This is a genomic window from Pseudonocardia endophytica (genome assembly GCF_004339565.1).
In the GTDB taxonomy this organism is placed as follows: domain Bacteria; phylum Actinomycetota; class Actinomycetes; order Mycobacteriales; family Pseudonocardiaceae; genus Pseudonocardia; species Pseudonocardia endophytica.
In genome coordinates this window covers 727,582-748,605 of record NZ_SMFZ01000001.1, presented here as the reverse complement: position 1 = coordinate 748,605, position 21,024 = coordinate 727,582, and the positions used below count along the sequence as shown (strand labels likewise).

The window sequence follows — 21,024 nt, the reverse complement described above, 5'->3', positions numbered from 1 at the left end:
CGCCCGCCCGACCCGTGGACCGCCCGGTTCGCGGGCCGCCTCCACCCGGGACGAGGATCCCGAGGAAGGTCCAGCGATGTCGCGCGCGCGTACCGGGACTGTCCGGTGATCCTGCTCCTGTCCACGTCGGACACCGATCTGCTCTCGGCACGGGCCTCCGGCGCCGACTGGCGTCTCGCCAACCCGAATCGCGTCCCGACGGGCGACCTGGGCGCGATGGCGGACGAGGCGGACGTCGTCGTCGTCCGGGTGCTCGGCGGGTACCGGTACTTCGAGGAGGGCCTGGACCTGCTCCGGGCACACGCCACCCCGCTCGTCTGCCTGGGCGGGGAGATGGCGCCGGACGCCGAGATGATGGAGCTGTCCTCGACGACCGCGGGCATCGCCGCCGAGGCGCACACCTACCTCGCCCAGGGCGGTACCGAGAACCTGGCGCAGCTGCACCGGTTCCTGTCCGACACCGTGCTGCTCACCGGGGAGGGGTTCTCCCCGCCGGTCGAGCTGCCGGAGTGGGGTGTGCTCGCCCACCCGATGCCGGAGAACGACGGCCCGACCGTCGCGGTGCTGTTCTACCGGGCCCAGTACCTGGCCGGGAACACCCGCTACATCACCGCACTCTGTGACGCGATCGTGGAGAAGGGCGCGCGCCCGCTCCCGATCTGGTGCGCCTCGCTGCGACAGGCACCGGACGAGCTGCTCACCGAGCTGCGGCAGGCCGACGCGATGGTCGTCACCGTGCTCGCCGCGGGTGGCACGAAGCCGGCGTCCGCGCAGGCCGGCGGCGAGGACGAGGAGTGGGACGTCGCCGAGCTGGCCGCGCTCGACGTGCCGATCCTGCAGGGCCTGTGCCTGACCGGCTCCCGCGCGACCTGGGAGTCCAACGACGACGGTCTGTCCCCGTTGGACGTCGCCACCCAGGTCGCCGTCCCGGAGTTCGACGGCCGGCTGATCACGGTGCCGTTCTCGTTCAAGGAGGTCGACGACGACGGCCTGTCGGTCTACGTCCCGGACCTCGAGCGGGCGTCGCGGGTCGCCGGGATCGCGACGAAGCACGCCCAGCTCCGCCGGGTTCCCAACGCGGACAAGAAGATCGTGCTGATGCTGTCGGCCTACCCGACGAAGCACGCCCGGATCGGGAACGCCGTCGGGCTGGACACGCCGGCGTCCGCCGTCGCGCTGTTGTGCACGATGGCTGCCGCGGGCTACGACACCGGTGACTTCCCCGGCGTCGAGGCCGGGGACGGCGACGCGCTGATGCACGCGCTGATCGAGGCCGGTGGGCAGGACCCGGACTGGCTGTCCGAGACCCAGCTGTCCGGCAACCCGATCCGCATCTCCGGCGCGGCCTACCGCCGGTGGTTCGAGACGCTGCCCGACGACTTCCGCTCCGGCGTCGAGGAGCACTGGGGCGCCGCACCGGGCGAGCAGTACGTCGACGACGGCGACATCGTCGTCGCGGCGCTGCGCAGCGGGAACGTGACGTTGATCGTCCAGCCGCCGCGCGGCTTCGGCGAGAACCCGGTGGCGATCTACCACGATCCGGACCTGCCGCCGTCGCACCACTACCTGGCCGCCTACCGGTGGCTGGCCGCGCCGGAGGCCGACGGCGGGTTCGGTGCGCACGCGATCGTCCACATCGGAAAGCACGGCAACCTGGAGTGGCTGCCCGGCAAGACACTCGGCATGTCCGCCTCCTGCGGCACCGACGCGACGCTCGGCGACCTGCCGCTGATCTACCCGTTCCTGGTCAACGACCCGGGCGAGGGCACGCAGGCCAAGCGCCGGGCGCACGCCACGCTCGTCGACCACCTGATCCCGCCGATGGCCCGCGCCGAGAGCTACGGCGACATCGCCCGCCTGGAGCAGCTGCTCGACGAGCACGCCAACATCTCGGCGCTCGACCCGGCCAAGCTGCCCGCCGTCCGCCAGCAGATCTGGACGCTGATGACCGCGGCGAAGATGGACCACGACCTCGGCCTCGACGAGCGCCCTGACGAGGACGTCTTCGACGACATGCTGATGAACGTCGACGGCTGGCTGTGCGAGATCAAGGACGTGCAGATCCGCGACGGGCTGCATGTGCTCGCGCAGGCGCCCGCCGGTGAGCAGCGCGTCGACCTGGTGCTGGCCGTGCTCCGGGCGCGCCAGATGTGGGGCGGGGAGCAGTCCGTCCCTGGCCTGCGCCAGGCACTCGGCCTGACCGAGGACGGCAGCGAGACCGGCGCCCGGACCGACGAGGTGGAGCACCTGGCCCGCGCACTGGTCGCCGGCATGGAGCAGGCGGGATGGGACCCGTCCGCCGCACCCCGCGTGGTCGCCGAGCACCTCCCCGCCCTCCCGAACGACGGTGCCGTTCGGGCAACCGGACTGCCCGAAGGTGCCGTTCGTTCGGAGAGTGGGGCGGTGGACCCGGCGGTCGTCGAGCGGGTGCTGCGGTTCGCGGCCGAGGAGGTGGTGCCCCGGCTCGACGCCACCGCGCACGAGCTGGACCGTGTGCTGCATGCCCTCGACGGCGGGTTCATCCCGGCCGGGCCGTCCGGCTCGCCGCTGCGCGGACTGGTCAACGTGCTGCCGACCGGGCGGAACTTCTACTCCGTCGACCCGAAGGCGGTGCCGTCGAAACTGGCCTGGGAGACCGGCTGGGCGATGGCCGAGTCGCTGGTCGAGCGCTACCGGGCCGACCACGGCTCGTACCCGAGGAGCGTCGGCCTGTCGGTGTGGGGCACGAGCGCCATGCGCACGTCCGGTGACGACGTCGCCGAGGTGTTCGCGCTGCTCGGTGTGCGTCCGGTGTGGGACGACGCGTCGCGCCGCGTGCGCGACCTCGAGGTGATCGACCTCGACGAGCTCGGCCGCCCACGCGTCGACGTCACCGTGCGCATCTCCGGCTTCTTCCGGGACGCGTTCCCGCACGTCCTGGCGCTGCTCGACGACGCGGTGAAGCTCGTGTCCGAACTGGACGAGACGCCGGAGCAGAACTTCGTCCGCGGGCACGTCGACGCCGACCGGGAGCGCCACGGCGACGACCGTCGGGCCCGCACCCGGATCTTCGGCTCGAAGCCCGGTACGTACGGGGCGGGGCTCCTGCAGCTCGTCGACTCCCGGGACTGGCGCGGCGACGCCGACCTCGCCGAGGTCTACACGACCTGGGGCGGGTACGCCTACGGCCGCGGCCTCGACGGCGTTCCCGCCCGCGAGGACATGGAGGGCGCGTACCGCCGGATCGCCGTGGCGGCCAAGAACATCGACACGCGCGAGCACGACATCGCGGACTCCGACGACTACTACCAGTACCACGGCGGTATGGTCGCCACGGTCCGCGCGCTGACCGGCTCCGCCCCCGCCGCGTACGTCGGGGACTCGACGCGACCCGAGTCCGTCCGTACCCGCACGCTGCACGAGGAGACGGCCCGGGTGTTCCGCGCCCGCGTCGTCAACCCGCGCTGGATCTCGGCGATGCGCCGGCACGGCTACAAGGGCGCGTTCGAGATGGCGGCGACCGTCGACTACCTGTTCGGCTGGGACGCCACGACCGGCGTGATCGCGGACTGGCAGTACGAGACGCTGACCGAGAGCTACGTGCTGGACCCGGACAACCGCAAGTTCCTGTCCGACTCGAACCCGTGGGCGCTGCACGGCATGGCCGAGCGGCTGCTGGAAGCCGTCGACCGCGGACTATGGGAGTCCCCGGAACAGTCCACGTTGGACGCCCTCCGGCAGGCGTACCTGGAGACCGAGGGCGATCTCGAGGACCGTTGACCAGCCACGTCGACGTCGCTGTGTCCTGCGCGGACGGGGCCGCACCTTTCCAGGTGGGCCGGGTGCCGACCCGGCCTCACCGGGGGCCGAGCCGGGCGGTCAGGCGGTAGGTGCGGGTGACCTGGTTCGCGTTCTCGTTGTCGTCACTGACCAGCAGGAGCGTCCACGCGCCGTCCGGCGTCCGGCCGGTGATCGTCATGCCCTCGATGTTGTCGAGCAACGGGTTCGCCTGCGGCTGGTGGGTGATCGCGCCGAGCGAGGGGCAGTCGCCGACGTTCGCGAGCGTCGTCGTGCGCACGGTGGGGGAGTCCGCCGGGAGCCGGTCGACGCCGGCGACGTCGGGAGCCCCGGCCGGATCGGCGACGGCCAGATGGACGGTGCTCCCGGCACCGGGGGCGAAGCCGCGCTCGAGGACGAGCAGCCGCCCGTCGCCGGTCGCGACGAGGTCGGAGACGCCGAGCCCGGGGTCCGGACGCAGTGCGTACTGCGCGGACGGGACGAACGGTGCGCCCGGCCGTTCCCGGGTCCACGTCGCGAGCCGGACCAGGCCGGGGTCGTCGCCGGCCAGCGGCCCCTCCATCGACGCGACGAGCGTGCGGCCGTCCGGCTGCAGGGCCAGGCCCTCGAACGTCTGGTTCCCGGTGGCACGCCCGGCGGGCGCGACCCGCAGCGGAGCCGGGACCGGCAGGTCCTCCAGCCACCGGCCGTCCGGCGTGTGGCGGCCGACCGACGGTCCGGTCTCGGACGTGACGAGCAGCGTCCGGTCGGTGTCGACGACGAGCGCCTCGGAGTCGAGCGGCCCGCCGTCGCGGCCGGCGAGCGGTCGCGCCGCCAGCGGCCGCCCGGCCGCCGCGTCGAGGGTGAACAGCACCGACCGATCGGACAGCGCGAGCACGGTGCCGTCCGGCCGGGCGGCGAGCGCGGACAGGTTCGCCACCGGCCGGCCGTCGATCGCCGCCGTCTCGAGCGTGTCCGAGAAGCCGTCGAGGTCGACCGACGGCGAGCACGGGACCGGGCCGGAGGCGGCGGGCGCCGGGGATGCGGGCGGAGGGGCGTCCGCGCACCCGGCGCCGGACGCCGCGACGGCCACGAGGACCAGGACCATGATCGGACGGCGCACGGGCCGACCGTAGGCGCCGGGCAGGGCGGCGTGGGACCGGCGGGCGGGGCCGCGCGGGGGGTGGGTGACGGCTTGGCGGTGACGCCTCGGCGGCGGGGACGGCCCGGCAGGCGGTCGGCCGGGGGAGGAGGCGGCCGTCCTCGCGAGCACGGTCACGGCGCGCCGCGGGTCGACCCGTTCAGGTCGACCCGGGCGCGGAGTGCCGCACGGCCCTCCCGTCCAGCAGGGCGGCGAGCTCGTCGGTGCTGGTGACCGGCCGGTCGCAGACGAAGCCGTGGCAGACGTAGGCGGCGGCGTGGCCGTCGACGAGGTCGCGGCCGGCCAGCAGGGGTACCGACGCGGCGGCCTCGGGCGGTCCGGCGACGACGACGGTCCCGCCGGTCGCCTCCGTGCGTGCGCGGTTCACCAGTGCGTCGGCGTCCGGGCCGTCGCCGACGACGGCGACCTGGACCGGGCCGGTGGCCATTGCCTCGGCGGCCGAGAGCCAGTGTCCGAGGAAGCGGGGTGCGCGGGGCACGAGCGCGCCGATGGTTGCCAGTGCCTGTTCGGCGGCCTGCCGGTAGCGGGCCGAGTCCTCGGGCCCGACCAGTGCCGAGGCGGTGAGCAGCGCGTTGGTCAGTGACGACGAGCCGGCGGGGGTGGCGTTGTCGGTGAGCTCACGGGGCCGGTGCGGCAGCTCGCCGTCGCTGCCGCCGTCGTCGGGGCCGTCCTCGCCGTGTGGGGTGTCGCGGAAGATGCCGGGCCGTGCGGGGTCGGCGAAGCGTTCCAGGGTCGTGTCCAGCAGCGGGCGGGCCTGGTGCAGCCACTGCGGGGAGCCGGTCGCCTGGTGCAGCGCGAGCAGTGCCTCGGCGAGCAGGGCGTGGTCGTCGAGCACCGCCTGTGGTGCCCCGACGACGCCGCCGCGCGAGGAGCGTCGCAGCCGCCCGTCGACGACGTGCCGGTCGGTGAGTAGCCGCGCGGTCCGTTCGGCCGCGGTGACCCAGTGCGGGTGTCCGAGCGCCGGGCCGGCTTCGGCGAGCGCGAGGACGGCCATCGCGTTCCAGGCGGTGACGACCTTGTCGTCGCGGGCGGGTTGCGGGCGCGTGGCGCGGGCGTCGAGCAGGGCGGCGCGGACCCGTTCCCAGCGTGCCGGGTCGTGCGGGTCGTGGGGCAGCTGCAGCGTCGAGGTGCCGTGCTCGAACGTGCCCCGCCCGGTCACGACGAGCAGCTCGGCCGCCCACGCGCCGTCGTGCTGGCCGAGCACCTCGGCCAGCTGCGCGGGCGTCCAGACGTAGGTCAGCCCCTCGACACCGTCGGTGTCGGCGTCCAGCGCCGAGGCGAACCCGCCCTCGGGCGTGCGCAGGTCACGCAGCAGGAACTCGGCCGTCGACTCGGCGACCCGGCGCGCGAGCGGTGACCCGGTGCGGCGGGCCAGGTGCGCGTAGACCCGCAGCAGCAGCGCGTTGTCGTAGAGCATCTTCTCGAAGTGCGGCACCGCCCACGCCGCGTCCACACCGTAGCGGGCGAACCCGCCCGCGAGCTGGTCGTGCATCCCGCCGCGGGCCATCGCCTCGCAGGTCCGGGTCACCATCTGCAGCGCGTGCGGCGAGCCGGTGCGCTCGTGGTGGCGCAACAGGAACTCGCACACCATCGACGGCGGGAACTTCGGCGCACCACCGAACCCGCCGTGGTCCGGGTCGAACTCCCCGCCCAGCACCCGCACCGCCTCGTCCAGGCGCGCGGCGTTCACGGCGTCCGGTTCCGGGGTCGCCGCCGCCCGCTCGGCCAGCTGCCGGGCGATCCGGGCCGCGCCCTCGCGCACCCGGTCCCCGTCACCGGTCCAGGCCTGCGTGACGGCGTCCATCAGCTGCCGCAACGACGGCATCCCCGGCCGCGGCCGCGGCGGGTAGTAGGTGCCGCACTGGAACGGCTCGCCGGCCGGGGTCAGGAAACACGTCATCGGCCAGCCGCCCCGACCGGTCATCGCCTGGGTCGCGGCCATGTAGACGGCATCGACGTCCGGGCGTTCCTCCCGGTCCACCTTCACCGCCACGAACTCCGCGTTGATCTGCCCCGCGGTCGCCGGGTCCTCGAACGACTCGTGCGCCATCACGTGACACCAGTGACAGGCCGCGTACCCCACGGACAACAACACCGGCACATCCCGGCGCCGCGCCTCGGCGAACGCCTCCGGCGACCACTCCCACCACTCCACCGGATTACCGGCGTGCTGCAGCAGGTACGGGCTCGTCGCCCGCGCGAGACGGTTCGGCATCGATGGCCCCTTCCGGTGCGACGTCGGCTACGGTCGCGCCGCGGCGACCGTGACGGCGGGATGCCCGTTCCGGTCCAGCCGTACCCGTAGTGCCGGCGGGGCGTCCGACGTGCCACGCGCGTGCACGAGCGCGACCGCCGCGGGGGCGACGACCTCGCGGTGCACCAGCCGGCTCAGGCTCCGCGCCCCGTGTGCCGGGTCGAGGCCGGTCCGGGCGAGGTGGTCGACGACGTCCGGGTCGACCTCCAGCGACACGTCACGTCGTGCGAGGCGCTCCGCGACGTCGCCGAGGCGTAGCTCGACGATCTCGCGTGCGACGTCGGCGGTGATCTCCGCGAAGTGCACGACCTCGTCGAGCCGGTTGAGGAACTCGGGATCGAAGAAGTCCCGCACCGCACGGTCGACGGCCCCGGAGTCCCGCCGGGCCAGCGCTCGCACCGCGTTCCCCGCCGCCGCGCGGACGCCGGGCACGGACGCGGTCCGGTCCAGCGCTCGCCGCCAGGCGGCCGACCGTTGCCGGGCCACCGTCCCGGACCCGAGGTTGGACGTGAGGAACACCAGGGTGTTGCGGAAGGAGAACGGGCGCCCTCCGTTGGCGGGCTGCAGGACCCCGCGGTCGAGCGCGGCGAGGAGCGCTCGCAGGACCACCGAGTGGGCCTTCTCGACCTCGTCGAACAGGACGATCCCCGGGGTCAGCGGGGTGCCCTCGATCCGGGACCGGTCGAGCACCGTGGACTCCTCGCGGCTTCCCGCGTAGCCGGGTGGCGACCCGGAGATCGCCGCTGCGTAGTGCTCCTGGGCGAGTTGACCCATGTCGACCCGGCACAGGTCGTCCGGCCCGGACCGCAGCGTCGCGGCCAGCCGGCGCACCACCTCGGTCTTCCCGACCCCGGTGGGGCCGACCAGCAGCAGCGACGCGAGCGGCCGCTCGCGGTCACCGAAACCCGCCTGGGCGACGACGAGGGCCCGGTGGAGCGCCTCGATCGCGTCCGGCTGGCCGCGCACCCGGTCCTCGACGGCGCGGACGGCGGCCGCGGCGTCGAACGTCCCGGTCCGGTTCGTCGTCGTGGGCGGGGCCGGCGCCGATCCGTTCTGTTCGTGGAAGCGGTCGCTGAGGAAGGGCACGTCGACCGTCAGGCCTGCCTGGTCCGCTCGTACGGGAGGTCCCCGACCGGGCAGTCGGCCACGCCGATCGTGGTACGGGTGATCGACTCGACGGCCTCGGCCGCCTTCTGCGCGTCGGTGACCCACAGCTTGTAGAAGTCGAACGGGCAGTCGGCGACGCCCTTGTCCCCGTCGCCGGCGGCGTGCACGCCGGTGTAGCCGCGGTGCAGGAGCTTGAACAGGTGGTTCTGGGACTGGTCGTTGGCGCGGGCGTCGCGGATCGTCGACAGCGACAGCTGGGCGTACTGGATGCCGTTCTCCTCCTCGCCGCACTCGCCCAGGCTGCGCCCGTCGAACCCGATGATCGCCGAGTGCCCGAAGTAGGAGTAGACGCCGTCGAAGCCGCTGGCGTTGGCGACGGCGACATAGCAGTTGTTCGCCCAGGCCATGGCCTTGGCCATCAGAACCTGCTGATCCTTGGCCGGGTACATGTAGCCCTGCGGCCGCACGACGAGCTCGGCGCCCTTCATCGCGCAGTCGCGCCAGATCTCGGGGTAGTTGCCGTCGTCGCAGATGATCAGCGAGATCTTCAGGCCCTTCGGGCCGTCGGTGACGTAGGTCGTCTCGCCCGGGTACCAGCCCTCGATCGGCGTCCACGGCAGCACCTTGCGGTACTTCTGCACGACGTCGCCGTCGGAGTTGATCAGCACCAGGGTGTTGTAGGGCGGCTTGTTCGGGTGGTCCTCGTGCCGCTCACCGGTGATCGAGAAGACGCCCCAGGTGCGGGCCCGGCGACACGCGTCGGAGAAGATCTCGGTCTCCTCGCCGGGGACGGTGGCGGCCGTCGCGTACATCTCGTCCTGGTCGTACATGATCCCCATGGTCGAGTACTCGGGGAACACGACCAGGTCCATGCCGGGCAGTCCGGTCTTCATCCCGACCACCATCTCGGCGATCGCCCGAGCGTTGTCGAGTACCTCGGCCTTCGTGTGCAGGCGCGGCATCTTGTAGTTGACGACGGCGACGCCGACCGTGTCCGGGCTCGACGAGATGTCTCCGTGGCGCACGACGATTACCTCCTGGACGGGCCAGCGCGTCGGCGGCTGGCTGCGGGACGGTAGTATCTGAATCTATTCCAGATGAAGATGTTCCCAGAAGAAGTACTACACCGCCGCCAGATCGGCAAGTACGCTGAGATTCCCTCGGACGGCGCATCCACGGACAACCTGCCGGTAACACCGAGGGTGCAGACTCGCGACTCCAGCGCCGGATTCGCAGGGAGGACGTATGAGCGTCCCGAACGCCCTTCTCCAGGGCTGTCGCAGCGGCGACATCAACATCGCGCTGGTCGTGCCGCAGAGCGGACCGTCCGGCATCTACGGGCCGTCGTGCGAGGCCAGTGCCCGACTCGCGGTCAGCGAGATCAACAACGGTGGCGGCATCCTCGGCCGGGAGGTGCAGCTCCACCTCGTGGACGGTGGCGCGCCACCACGTCAGGTGGCGTCCGAGGTCGACCGCATGGTCCGGGCGGGCGACGTCACCGGCATCGCCGGCTGGCACACGTCCGCGGTTCGCGAGGAGATCGCGGCGCGGGTGGCCGGCCGGGTGCCCTACCTCTACACCGCGGTGTACGAGGGCGGCGAGCACGCCCCGGGGGTGTTCCTGACCGGGGAGACGCCGGTCACCCAGCTCCTGCCGGCGATGCGGTGGATGTCGACGGAGATGGGGGTCCGCCGCTGGTTCGTCCTCGGGAGCGACTACGTGTGGCCACGGGAGTCGGCCCGCTCGGCGCGCGAGTTCGCCGATCAGGTCGACGCCGAGATCGCCGACGAGGTGTTCGTCGAGCTCGGCACCGAGGACTTCGGGGGCGTGCTGCGGCGGATCGAGCACGCACGACCGCACGGCGTGCTCATGTTCCTGCTCGGCTCGGACGCCGTGCGCTTCAACCGTGCGTTCACCGAGATGTGCCTGCACGAACGCTGCGTGCGGCTGAGCCCGCTGATGGACGAGAACATGCTGTTCGCCACGGGAGCGGCGAACACCCACGAGCTGTACTCGGCGGCCGGGTTCTTCGAGACCCTCGGCGACGCCTACAGCCTCGACTACGGACGTCGCTACCAGGCTCATCTGGGGCAGAGCGCCCCGGCGATCACGTCGCCCGGGGAGTCCTGCTACGAGGGGATCACGCTGCTCGAGAGGCTCGCGGCGGCGGCCGGCAGCATGGAGGTCGGGTCACTGGTGCGGGCCTCCGAGTCGCTGACCTACGAGGGGCCGCGCGGAGCCGTGCGGGTGCAGGACCGCCACCTGCAGCAGCGCATCTACATGGCCCGCGCCGACGGGCTGGAGTTCGACGTGCTGCACGAGATCAACAGCGGGATCTGACCGGGCCGTCCGCTAGGCCACGGGCTCGACGCTCGGCTGGAGGTCCTGGACGCCGGTGAGCTGGCCGAGCAGCTGCCGGAGCATGTCGGCGTCCGCGCCGAGCGTCTCGAGTATCGCGTTCTCGACGGCCGCGACCCGGGGGGCCAGTCGGGCATGGGTCTCGAGCCCGTGCGACGAGGCGAACGCGAGCACCCGCCGCCGGTCCCTGTCGTCGACGAGCCGGTAGACCAGGGCGGCGTCCACGAGCCGGTCCACGATCTTGGTCAGCGACGGCCCGGGGACCGCGATCGCCGTGGCGACGGCGAACATCGCATGGCCCTCGCCGTCGGCGAGCAGGTCCAGCACCCGCCACCGGTCGACCGTCAGCTGGTCCTCCGCCAGCACCGGCTCCAGCTGGCGGGCCACCTGTCGTTCCGCCTGGGCCAGCACGCGATTGAGTGGCCCGGCGCCTTCGCTCGCGGTCACCGCCATCTGTCGTCCCCCAAGACGCTCAGCGGGCGACCTGGTCGGCCGCCTGTTCACACCCGGCATCGTAAGCCCTTTGCCCTACAGCCTGTCATCCGCGAATATTTTACGATGACTCTATTGCCATCCGACAGTGTTCCCGTATGTTGTGCCTCCGAGGCCACAGCGACGAGCTCAGGTGGTGGAGATGCGGACGACGACACTCGAGCGCGACAGCCCCCGCGCCCCGGACGACCCGGACGCGGGCGACGATCCGCCTGCCGTCCGGGTGGCAGTGCTCAACCAACCCCTCGAGCTCGCCGCATCCAGGACCGACGTCCGCCGGTCCTGGCTCCAGTCGGAAGCCTTGATCACCGGCATCACGGCCGGCGAGCCGGGCCTCGACCTGCTGGTTCTGTCCGGACACGGGCCATGGCACGGCGGCCCGGACCACCTGGAGATCATCGGTGCCGCCTGCCGGAGGGCCAGGGTCTGGGCGGCGGTCCGCACCGGCGGCCCGGTTCCGTCGATGGCGCTGTTCGACCGGGACGGCCACGTGGTCAGCCGGCACACCGGCGTCCCCGGCGGGACGCGCGAACCACGGATCGTCGACGGTCCAGGGGGGCTCCGGACGGCGTTGGCGTTCGTCGGGTCCGCCGGCGCCCTGGTGAGCGACCCCGGGCTGCGCGGGGCGGAGCTCGTCGTGGCCCTCCGGGTCGACCCGACCCCTGGCCCGTCGGCCGTCCAACGCCCGACACGTGCACTCGCGTGGACCCAGTCGTGCTTCGTCGCCACCGCGAACGCCTGCGGAACCGTCCGCGGGCACCGCTGGGCGGGCTGGTCCCTGATCGCCGGGTTCGACGGCCAGGTCCTCGCCTCGTGCGAGGAGGAGGAGTGCGAGCTGGCCGTGGCCGACCTCCACCCCGGCGCGCTCCGCAGCGCTCGCCGACGACGGAACCGTTCCGGCGTCGACCTGCACACCGCCCTGCGCCGCCTTCGACATCCCTCGCGCTGACCGCACACTGCTCGACTCGCTGAAACGGAGATCCATCACTCATGTCGACCGATCACGATCACGATCACGATCACGGCCATGGTCACGGCCACGGATCGGAGACGGCGCTGTCCCGCATCGAGGCGCTGAGCGGGGAGAAGGTCCACCACGCCGGAGAGCACGAGGGACCGTTCTCCGTGCACGTGCTGGGCCTCGGCCCGAGCGGCGCCCAGCTCATCCGACAGCTGTCCGGGGACGAGGCGGTCACCGCGAACGGGTTCACCGCCCTCGCCGTCGACATCGGGCCCGGCACCGCGTCGGGCGTGGCCGGCGGTCCGGTCGCGGCGGTCGAGCTGCCGATCCCGAGTCGCGAGACGCTGTCCACGGGGCTCAACCGGTACCGCGAGTTCCTGAAGATGGAGTACCCGCGCTACTACTGGAACCCGAACTACGAGCCGTGGCTGCCGAGCGACCTGGCGATCCCCTCGTCGGGTCGGGAGATGTCGCGGGCGATGGCCAAGGCCGTCTACGGCATCGAGTACTACCAGGACGGCGAGATCACCGGTGCGCTCACCGCGTTCGCCGACGGTGTCCTGTCCTCGGAGCGGACACCACTGGTGGTCGTGGCGTTCTCGATGGCCGACCCGGTCGGCAGCGGCATCGTCGTGGAGATCGCCCGGCACCTGTCGTCGATCAAGCTGGGCCGGCGGCCGTGGGTGATCGGGATGGGCCTGCTGCCGACGGAGCCGGACGCCTCGTTCTTCCCCGTGATCAACGAGCTCGACTGCATGATCGACACCGAGAAGAACAACGGCGTCATGGCCGTGTGGGGCGATCTCTACAAGAACCCGTTCACCGGCGGGTTCTTCGCCGTTCCCCCCGGTGACGGGGACCCGGTCCCCGGGCTCGCCTCGTTCATCGCCGCCGACGGCGGCACGGACCTCTACGAGACGCTCAAGGCACTGAACTGGCTCGCGGTGCCAGGCGACCAGTGGCATCCCGCGATCCGCGGGGAGCAGAGCGACCGCTGGGTGAACGTGCTGACCACCAGGTCGCTCGACGACGCCGGTTCACTGGCGACAGGTCTGGGGCTCACCAAGGGCTTCGGCACGGAGTACGCGGAGGCACGGGTCTTCGGGACGGGCAAGGACGCGACGGCCGCCGGGACGGCGGTCGCCGCGGCGATCTCCGACGTCGCCACCACCCGGGTCGAGCCCGTCGTGGAGACCAAGGCGGGCGCCGACTTCGTCAGCGTCGTGCTCCCGCGCGCCTCCAAGCTCGACCTCGAGCTGTTCCTCCCGTCCCGGGAGCGTTACGACGGCATCGACGACTGGGAGGAGAAGCTGCTGCTGCACGCCTGGCTGCTCGACCTCGGGGTCATGCTCTGCGAGCCGTCGATCCGCTTCGACGGCATGGGCGGGGAGTGCATCTGGGGGTGTGCGTGCTGGGTGGTCGTCCCGCACGCCGCCATCCGTGGCGAGGTCGAGAACCTGGTGGCGGTGCCGGAGAGCACCGCGCCGGCCGTCTGAGGGAGGGGCCGGACATGGAGTGGGCCGAGATTCGTCGGCGCTACGAGAACGGGGCCGAGCTGCCGTCCATGCCGGGGGCCCGCACCCTGCAGGTCACCGGGGCGGACGACGAGTACATCTACGTCTCGCACCGGCTGTGGAGCGACAAGCTCACCCGGGCGTACCTCGAGAAGGCGATGACGCTGCTGGACGAGGGGAAGATGACCCGCAACTACGGCGACGTCGTCGATCACTACCGCACCTACATCGCCGACGAACGCCCGACCACCGCGGCGACCGTTCTGAAGGACCTCGGCTACCTGGACTGATCCCGTCCGGGAACCACGCGCGTCAACGGCACCGACGGACGTGCGGCGATGCCGCGCACCCCGACACAGGAGGAAACGCACCATGGCTATGTCGCTCTACCACAGCGCCACCGGAAACCAGGCCCCGCACTGCATCCACGCGATCGGCATCGGGAAGACCGGTGCCTACATGGTCGAGGCGCTGCTGCGCACGGGGGAGATCGAGGACATGCTCGAGGACCCGCGGGCGCGGTTCACCGGCCTGTCGATCGACATCGGCGACCAGGACCAGCACGAGCTCAAGGAGTACGCCGCCGGGTTCGACGAGCGGCTCACCGAGCGTGGCATCCCGACCGACCGGGCCCAGATCAGGACCGTGTCCCTGGACGTCCCGGAGAAGAAGGACCTCATGACCAGCCTCAACCGCTGGCGTGAGTACCTGAAGATGGAGTACCCGAGGTACTACTGGAACCCGAACTACGAGCCGTGGCTGCCCGCCGACATGGAGATGCCGAAGGCGGGCGACTCGATCCCGCGGGCGTTGTCCAAGGCCATCTACGGGCACTACTACTACGGCGAGGACAAGTCGCTCGAGAAGGAGCTGGACGACTTCGTCGCCTCGATCAACGCGACGAAGCTCCCGTCGATCGTGCTGGTGTTCTTCTCGCTGTCCGGAGGTACCGGCTCCGGCATCGTGGTGGACCTCGCCCGGCACCTGTCCAACGTCAAGCTCGGTCGCCGGCTCCCGGTCGTCGGCGTGGCGTCGATGCCCTTCAGCGGGGACGAGGAGCACGTGGGCGGCGCCGCCGCGCTCTACCCGACCATGAACGAGATCGACTGCATGCTCGACGACGCCAAGAACCAGGGCGTGATGGCGGTCTGGGGCGACCTCTACAAGAACCCGTTCACCGGCGGTTTCTTCGCGCTGCCGCAGGAGCACTCCTGGCAGCGCCTCGGGAGCTACACCAAGACCGGGAAGCCGGCGATCCGCGACGGCCTCCGCAAGGGGGTCACCCGCAAGTTCGTCGACGACTCGTTCACGCGGTTCGTGGTGCAGGACTACGGACGGCTGCTGTTCAAGATGCTCCGGCCGGCCGGGTTCACCGGGGCCCCGCACGAGCGCAACATCTCCGGCGACCGCACGTGGACGCTGTTCGACGTCGCCAAGTTCACCCACCCCGGCGTCGAGGTGCTTCCCGGTGAGCCGCGCAGCAAGTGGCGCGAGGTCGTCGGGAAGTGGATCGACTACGTGCCGACGTTCGCCGGCCTCCGGGAGGGTTTCAAGACCGACTACGTCGAGGCGCACACGGTGTCGCCGCGGGAGCTGTGGAACGACACGCTCCAGAAGCGCCTGGAGGCCGTGCTCGGGCAGTACGTGCTCGACGGAGAGGACGGCACGGTCAACACGACCGTCGGCGAGTTCTTCGACGAGCTCACCGCGTACTCGAACATCATCATCCCGGGCGTGGCCAAGAGCGACTTCACGGCGTTCTTCGCGGCCCGCGACGCCTACGACGCGATCGAGGACTGGGAGGAGAAGCTGATGATGCACTCCTGGTTGCTCGACCTCGGCGTGATCCTGTCCGAGCAGTCGATCCGCTTCGACGGCATGGCCGGCGAGTGCATCTGGGGCTGTGCCTGCTGGGTGGTCGTGCCGCACGAGGCCATCCGGGGCGACGCGACGGCGTCGAAGGACCTCACCGTGGTGCAGGGCGAGCACATCGCACCGATGGTGAAGACGGTGGTGCAGACGCCGTGACCGGGCGGCCGGGACGGTCGGCGGATGTGGCCGGCCGTCCCGCGCCGGCGGACACGTCGCTCCACCGACCGGTGGCCGTGGACCGGACCGCCGACGCCGAGTTCGCCGAGTGGGTGCAGCGCCTTCGGAGCACCTACCGGGCGGTCGCGTTCACCTGCCAGCACCGCCTGTCGGAGCCGGCGCACGCCGGTCCGCTGGCCGTGCGCGTCGTCGCGGGCCTGCTCGCTCGGCCCACCGTCTTCCGGTACTTCGGGCTGCCGTTCTCCGGCCGGATCGCCTCGCTGGCCGAGAACCTGATCGCCGACGCCGAGGCCGGGAACCCGCCGGCACCGGCCGACTGGTCGGCACTCGAGGACCGCGTGCTGTCGATCCCCGACCACCATCGGTCGGTGCTCGTGTCGGTGTGTCTGAACGGCGACGACATCGACACCCTGGCCGCCAAGCTCGCCTGCGGGACGGACGAGGCGACGCGCAGGCGCACCGCGCTCGTCGGCTACATGCGGGACGTCGTCGCCGGGAACCTGACGTCCACCCCGGACGAGGAGGGATAGACGGTGCCACTGGACTGGGACGTGGTGCTGGACCGCTACGGCGCCGGCACCCGCATTCCGACGGTCGCCGGCGGGAAGACGCTCGAGATCGTCGGCGCCGACGACGCCGGCGTGCACATCCGGACCGCCCTGTGGAGCGACACCCTGGCGCGACCGCACCTCGAGAAGGCGGTCGAGCTCGTCGAGAGCAACCAGATGACGCGCCACGCGGGCCTGTTCGTCGAGGAGTACCGGGCCATGGTCGCCGACGTCCGCGGCACGTCCGCGGCCCACGTGCTCAAAGACCTCGGGTTCCTGGAGTGACGGCGGTGGACCACGGTCTGAGGTACGAGCTCGCGGCGGTGCTCGGGCGGCCCGCGGTCCTGCAGACGCTGGCCCGCGCGCTCGGTCGGGGGACCGTCGTCCCGCTGGAGGCCGTCGGCATCGGGCTGTTGCCGATCACCGCCGACGTCGCTCGCGCCGCCACCGCCGCGGCGATGTGCGCGTTCGCGCCGAGCGGTCCGGACCCGCTGCCCGGCGGGTCGGCCGGCGCCGTGGTCCGGCGGGTGGCGCTGTTGTCGGGGCCGGAGTCCGGCTTCGACCGGATGACCCCGGGACTGGCCGCCCTGGTCGAGGCCGCATCCGTCCCGGACCGCCTCGCCTACGTCGAGGCCGACTACATGGCCCGTGACGGGCGGCAGAGCTCCGCGGTGTGGCGCGAGGGGCGGCTGGTCACCGGGCCGCTGTTGCTCGGCCCCACCGAGCAGTTCGTCGCCAGGGACGCCCCGATCGCCGTCGCGCTCCGGGCCCTCGGCGTGATGGCCCGCGGTCGACGCGACGGGTTCCTCGTCGCCGGCCTCGACAGGTTCCGCAGCACCGAGGACTGGTGCCGGCAGGGAGGACGATGAACACGACACACCCGGAATGGACCGACGTGGTCGCTCGCTACCGCACCGGTGACGTGCTGCCCCCACTGGTCGGCTCCTCGGTGATGACCGTCGACGCCGTCGACGACACCGCGCTCTGCGTGCGGCAGCTGCTGTGGCGGGCGTGCCTGACGCCGGACGAGTTCGCGACGGCCGTGACGATCCTTCACGAGGCCGGGGCGGTGACCGGTCTCGAGCTCGCCGAGCTGCTGCGCCGCCACTACGCGGGCGGGCCCCAGGTGACGACGGACTGTTCCCGCGTACCCAACCTGTGCGCCGTCGTGCTCGCCGACCTCGGCCTCGTCCCACGAGGCAGCCCCGCATGACCTCCGCGTCGGCCGACGCCCGGATCGCCGAGCGCTTCGCTCCGGTCGTCGTCACCGACGAGCCCGGCTGGGTCGACGCGGAGAGCGTGCTGTCCTCGGGCGAGCCGACGCGGATCGAGGCCATGCTGGCCGGTCCGCGACGCAGCAGCCGGGCCCGCACCGACACCGCGGCGGGCTCGCTGCTCCTGCTGGAGTACGCCCGCCTTCTCAGCTGGCCGGTGCTCGCCGCGCGACTGCGGGACGGAGCCGACCTCGACCCGAGTCCCGCGAACGTCGCGCTACGCCCCGGTGACCTCGAGCGCGGAGCGTTGGCGTTCCGCCGGGGCCCGACCACACGGCGAACCTCGCGCGACCCCGACGCGACCCGCGAGGACGCCCCGGCCGTGCCCGGTGAGCTGGACGACGTCGTCACCGGCCTCGTCGACCATCTGGAACGACTGGGCGACGCGCTCAGTCGACACGTGCGCATCGGCCGTCGGACCGTCCTGGGCGACATCGCGTCCGCACTGGCCGGCGGGTTCCTCGCGCTGTCCTGGATGCACCCGCCACGGGACCGCCACCTGCCGGTCGCGCTCGATGCCGTCGAGTCCGATCCCCGGCTGCGCGGCCTGGTCTCCCTCGAGGCGGTCGAGCACGAGGGCCGGCCGTGGATGGTGGCGTGGCGCACGGCCTGTTGCCTCGCGTCCGGAGATCCCGCTGCGCGGAGCTACTGCGGCACCTGCCCGGTCCTCGACAAGGACGAACGCCTCGAACGCTTCCATCACGCGGCCGGCCGCTACCTCGGGCTCACCGGGACGTCGTCGCCCTCGACGCGGTGAGCGGCCCCCACCCGTCCGCCGGCGCCCCGGCGAGCAGGGACCGTAGCTCCACCACCGCCCACGTCGCCGCATGCCGACTCTGCTTCTTGACCCGGCTACTGTCCATCGACATAGTTCCATATGACAGTATTTCGTACGCCGACGGAGGCGCCGTGCCGACCTACACCCATCGCTGCCCGGTGTGCGGCGAGTTCGACCAGGTGCGTCCGATGTCCGCCGCCGGCTCGGCGGCGGCGTGCCCGGACTGTGGCGCGGCGGCGCCCCGGGTGTTCGGTGCGCCGTCGTTGCGCGGGCTCGACCCCGGGGTGCGGCGCGCGCTGGACGCCTCCGCGCGCAGCGCGGACGCACCCGAGGTCGTCGCGTCCGTCCCGGGCACGAACCGCCGCGCGACCCCGGTGACCCGGGACCCGCGCCACGCCCGCCTGCCCCGGCCCTGATCCGTCCCGTCCCCGTCCACCCGTATCCGTGAAGGAGCGTCCCGTGCCCGACGTCGTGTTCACCGTCGACCAGGCGAAGTCCATGCGCGACCAGGCCGTGCCCGGCCACAACCGCTGGCACCCGGACATCCCGCCCGCGGTCACCGTCCGCCCGGACACCTCGATCCGGGTCGAGTGTCGCGAGTGGACCGACGGGCAGATCGGCAACAACGACTCCGCGAACGACGTCCGCGACGTCGACCTGCGCGGAGCGCACATGCTCTCCGGCCCGATCGCGATCGAGGGCGCCGAACCGGGCGACCTGCTCGTCGTCGACATCCTCGATCTCGGCCCGGTCCCGCAGGAGACCGGCCCCGCGCCGGGCCAGGGCTGGGGCTACACCGGGATCTTCTCCAAGCAGAACGGCGGCGGCTTCCTCACCGACACGTTCCCGGACGCGTACAAGGCGATCTGGGACTTCTCGGGCCAGGCGTGCACCTCGCGGCACATCCCCGGCGTCTCCTACACCGGCATCACGCACCCCGGCCTGTTCGGCACCGCTCCGTCGCCGGAGCTGTTGTCGCGCTGGAACTCCCGCGAGCGCGCCCTGATCGCGACCGACCCGGACCGGGTGCCCGCGCTGGCCCTTCCGCCGCTCGAGGACGAGGTGCTCGGCGGCACGGCGTCCGGCGAGGCGCTGGCCGGCATCGCCCGCGACGGCGCGCGCACCGTGCCCGCCCGCGAGAACGGCGGCAACCACGACATCAAGAACTTCACCCGCGGCTCGCGCGTGTTCTACCCGGTGCACGTGCCCGGTGCGCTGTTCTCCGGCGGCGACCTGCACTTCTCCCAGGGCGACGGCGAGATCACGTTCTGCGGTGCGATCGAGATGGGCGGGTTCATCGACTTCCACGTCGACCTGATCAAGGGTGGCATGGAGACCTACGGGGTCACCACGAACCCGATCCTGATGCCCGGCAACGTCGAGCCGCGCTACTCGGAGTTCGTCACGTTCATCGGCATCGGCGTCGACCACACCACCGACACCCAGCTCTACAACGACGCCACCGTCGCCTACCGCAACGCCTGCCTGAACGCCGTCACCTACCTGGAGAAGTTCGGGTACTCCGGCCCGCAGGCCTACCTGCTGCTCGGCTCGGCGCCGATCGAGGGCCGGGTGTCCGGCGTCGTCGACATCCCGAACGCCTGCTGCTCGCTGTACCTGCCCACCGCGATCTTCGACGACGACATCCGGCCGTCCGCGTCGGGCCCGGTCCGGAAGGACCGCGGCAGCTGCGCGGTGAGCTCGTGACCGAGTTCGGTCGCGACGTCCCCTACGAGGTCTTCGAGATCCCGGACTTCACGCTGGACTGCGGCCGCACGCTGCGCCCGGCGCGGATCGCGTACCGCACCTACGGGGAGCTGAACGCGGACAAGAGCAACGCGATCGTCTACCCGACCTGGTACTCCGGGCGGCACTGGGACAACGAGTGGCTGATCGGCGACGGGATGGCGCTCGACCCGTCGCGCTGGTTCGTCATCGTGCCGAACATGCTCGGCAACGGGCTGTCGTCGTCGCCGTCGAACACGCCGGCACCGCACGACGGGCCGCGGTTCCCGGCGATCCGGGTGCGGGACAACGTCGAGGCGCAGTACCGGCTCGTCACCGAGAGGTTCGGCATCACGACGCTGCCGCTCGTGCTCGGATGGTCGATGGGCGCCGGGCAGTCCTACCAGTGGGCCGTCTCGCACCCGGAGATGGTCCAGCGGATCCTGCCGTTCTGCGGGTCGCCGCGTACCGCCCCGCACAACCAGGTGTTCCTGGACTCGCTGCGCGCCGCCCTGACCGCGTCCGTCGGCTTCGACGGCGGCCACTACACGACGCCGCCCGTCCAGGGCCTGCGGGCGTTCGCCCGGATCTACGCCGGCTGGGGCTTCTCGCAGGCGTTCTACCGGTCCGAGTGCTGGCGCGAGCTCGGGCACACGTCGCTGGAGGACTTCGTCGTCGACTTCTGGGAGGGCTTCTTCCTCGACGGTCGGGACCCGAACAACCTGCTCACGATGCTCGACACGTGGTGGAACGGCGACGTCGGCGCGACGCCGGGGTTCTCCTCGACGGAGCAGGCGCTCGCGTCGATCCGGGCGCGGGCGATCGTCATGCCGGCCGAGAAGGACCTGTACTTCCCGCCGGAGGACGAGGCGTGGGCGGTGTCGCACATGCCGAACGCCGAGCACCGGGTGATCCCGGGCGTGTGGGGGCACTTCGCGGGCGGCGGTGCGCCGGGGCGTCCGGCCGACAACGCCGACACGACGTTCATCGACCGCGCCGTGGGGGAGCTGCTGGCTCAGCCGTCGGGGATCTGAGTTGATCTTGAG

The 21,024-nt window shown here is 72.1% G+C and carries 19 protein-coding genes; 14 read left to right on the top strand and 5 right to left on the bottom strand.

Annotated features, from left to right (window positions below):
* Positions 1–105: 105 nt before the first annotated feature.
* Positions 106–3,759: a cobaltochelatase subunit CobN gene (gene cobN / locus EV378_RS03020; protein WP_132421218.1), complete on the top strand. Its 3,654-nt coding sequence runs from the start codon at positions 106–108 to the stop codon at positions 3,757–3,759.
* A 76-nt stretch (positions 3,760–3,835) separates the two neighbouring features.
* Here cobN and EV378_RS03015 read toward each other — a convergent pair whose 3' ends face one another.
* The 4 genes from EV378_RS03015 to EV378_RS03000 form a co-directional block, all read right to left on the bottom strand.
* Complete coding sequence (locus EV378_RS03015) at positions 3,836–4,879, bottom strand: esterase-like activity of phytase family protein (protein WP_243653237.1); 1,044 nt, start codon at positions 4,877–4,879, stop codon at positions 3,836–3,838.
* A 178-nt stretch (positions 4,880–5,057) separates the two neighbouring features.
* Entirely contained in the window at positions 5,058–7,133 is a 2,076-nt protein-coding gene (locus EV378_RS03010; RefSeq protein WP_132421217.1) for a thioredoxin domain-containing protein, read from the bottom strand.
* 27 nt (positions 7,134–7,160) lie between these two features.
* Positions 7,161–8,258: an AAA family ATPase gene (locus EV378_RS03005; protein ID WP_165922120.1), complete on the bottom strand. Its 1,098-nt coding sequence runs from the start codon at positions 8,256–8,258 to the stop codon at positions 7,161–7,163.
* An 8-nt stretch (positions 8,259–8,266) separates the two neighbouring features.
* Positions 8,267–9,304: an aliphatic amidase gene (locus EV378_RS03000; RefSeq protein WP_132421215.1), complete on the bottom strand. Its 1,038-nt coding sequence runs from the start codon at positions 9,302–9,304 to the stop codon at positions 8,267–8,269.
* Between the two features lie 220 nt (positions 9,305–9,524).
* Here EV378_RS03000 and EV378_RS02995 point away from each other — a divergent pair, with 220 nt between their 5' ends.
* Positions 9,525–10,619 carry a substrate-binding domain-containing protein gene (locus EV378_RS02995; protein ID WP_132421214.1) on the top strand — a complete coding sequence of 365 codons (1,095 nt, stop codon included), beginning with the start codon at positions 9,525–9,527 and terminating at the stop codon, positions 10,617–10,619.
* Positions 10,620–10,631: 12 nt separating this feature from the next.
* On the opposite strand, the gene EV378_RS02990 is transcribed toward EV378_RS02995, so the two are convergent.
* Complete coding sequence (locus EV378_RS02990; RefSeq protein WP_165922119.1) at positions 10,632–11,084, bottom strand: MarR family winged helix-turn-helix transcriptional regulator; 453 nt, start codon at positions 11,082–11,084, stop codon at positions 10,632–10,634.
* A 187-nt stretch (positions 11,085–11,271) separates the two neighbouring features.
* Between EV378_RS02990 and EV378_RS02985 the strand changes: the two genes are divergently transcribed.
* The 12 genes from EV378_RS02985 to EV378_RS02930 all read left to right on the top strand — a co-directional run bounded on the left by EV378_RS02985 (position 11,272) and on the right by EV378_RS02930 (position 21,012).
* Positions 11,272–12,078, top strand: a complete 807-nt coding sequence (locus tag EV378_RS02985) for a nitrilase-related carbon-nitrogen hydrolase (RefSeq protein ID WP_132421212.1) — start codon at positions 11,272–11,274, stop codon at positions 12,076–12,078.
* Between the two features lie 41 nt (positions 12,079–12,119).
* Complete coding sequence (locus EV378_RS02980; protein ID WP_132421211.1) at positions 12,120–13,586, top strand: hypothetical protein; 1,467 nt, start codon at positions 12,120–12,122, stop codon at positions 13,584–13,586.
* A 14-nt stretch (positions 13,587–13,600) separates the two neighbouring features.
* Positions 13,601–13,894, top strand: coding sequence for a hypothetical protein (locus tag EV378_RS02975; protein ID WP_132421210.1), 294 nt, complete (start codon positions 13,601–13,603; stop codon positions 13,892–13,894).
* A gap of 82 nt (positions 13,895–13,976) precedes the next feature.
* Positions 13,977–15,632 (top strand): FtsZ/tubulin family protein, encoded by a 1,656-nt coding sequence (locus EV378_RS02970; protein ID WP_132421209.1) that lies wholly within the window; start codon positions 13,977–13,979, stop codon positions 15,630–15,632.
* Between the two features lie 77 nt (positions 15,633–15,709).
* Positions 15,710–16,183: a hypothetical protein gene (locus tag EV378_RS02965; protein WP_132421208.1), complete on the top strand. Its 474-nt coding sequence runs from the start codon at positions 15,710–15,712 to the stop codon at positions 16,181–16,183.
* A gap of 3 nt (positions 16,184–16,186) precedes the next feature.
* Entirely contained in the window at positions 16,187–16,486 is a 300-nt protein-coding gene (locus tag EV378_RS02960; protein ID WP_132421207.1) for a hypothetical protein, read from the top strand.
* 5 nt (positions 16,487–16,491) lie between these two features.
* Positions 16,492–17,070: a hypothetical protein gene (locus tag EV378_RS02955; protein WP_132421206.1), complete on the top strand. Its 579-nt coding sequence runs from the start codon at positions 16,492–16,494 to the stop codon at positions 17,068–17,070.
* The gene (locus tag EV378_RS02950) at positions 17,067–17,414 is read left to right on the top strand and encodes a hypothetical protein (protein WP_132421205.1); all 348 of its coding nucleotides are present in this window, start codon (positions 17,067–17,069) and stop codon (positions 17,412–17,414) included. The genes EV378_RS02955 and EV378_RS02950 overlap by 4 nt, the downstream gene beginning before the upstream one ends.
* Positions 17,411–18,232 carry a hypothetical protein gene (locus EV378_RS02945; RefSeq protein WP_132421204.1) on the top strand — a complete coding sequence of 274 codons (822 nt, stop codon included), beginning with the start codon at positions 17,411–17,413 and terminating at the stop codon, positions 18,230–18,232. Before EV378_RS02950 ends, EV378_RS02945 begins: the two co-directional genes overlap by 4 nt.
* A gap of 152 nt (positions 18,233–18,384) precedes the next feature.
* Positions 18,385–18,669 (top strand): FmdB family zinc ribbon protein, encoded by a 285-nt coding sequence (locus EV378_RS02940; RefSeq protein WP_132421203.1) that lies wholly within the window; start codon positions 18,385–18,387, stop codon positions 18,667–18,669.
* A gap of 43 nt (positions 18,670–18,712) precedes the next feature.
* Positions 18,713–19,960 carry a formamidase gene (gene fmdA / locus EV378_RS02935; protein WP_132421202.1) on the top strand — a complete coding sequence of 416 codons (1,248 nt, stop codon included), beginning with the start codon at positions 18,713–18,715 and terminating at the stop codon, positions 19,958–19,960.
* Complete coding sequence (locus EV378_RS02930) at positions 19,957–21,012, top strand: alpha/beta fold hydrolase (protein WP_132421201.1); 1,056 nt, start codon at positions 19,957–19,959, stop codon at positions 21,010–21,012. The genes fmdA and EV378_RS02930 overlap by 4 nt, the downstream gene beginning before the upstream one ends.
* Positions 21,013–21,024: the final 12 nt, after the last annotated feature.

Coding starts and splice junctions, on each gene's coding strand:
- EV378_RS02945 (WP_132421204.1), top strand. CDS start 17,411: ATGACCTCCGCGTCGGCCGACGCCCGGATCGCCGAGCGCTTCGCTCCG.
- EV378_RS02975 (WP_132421210.1), top strand. CDS start 13,601: ATGGAGTGGGCCGAGATTCGTCGGCGCTACGAGAACGGGGCCGAGCTG.
- EV378_RS02950 (WP_132421205.1), top strand. CDS start 17,067: ATGAACACGACACACCCGGAATGGACCGACGTGGTCGCTCGCTACCGC.
- EV378_RS02995 (WP_132421214.1), top strand. CDS start 9,525: ATGAGCGTCCCGAACGCCCTTCTCCAGGGCTGTCGCAGCGGCGACATC.
- EV378_RS02985 (WP_132421212.1), top strand. CDS start 11,272: ATGCGGACGACGACACTCGAGCGCGACAGCCCCCGCGCCCCGGACGAC.
- EV378_RS02970 (WP_132421209.1), top strand. CDS start 13,977: ATGGCTATGTCGCTCTACCACAGCGCCACCGGAAACCAGGCCCCGCAC.
- EV378_RS02980 (WP_132421211.1), top strand. CDS start 12,120: ATGTCGACCGATCACGATCACGATCACGATCACGGCCATGGTCACGGC.
- EV378_RS03010 (WP_132421217.1), bottom strand. CDS start 7,133: ATGCCGAACCGTCTCGCGCGGGCGACGAGCCCGTACCTGCTGCAGCAC.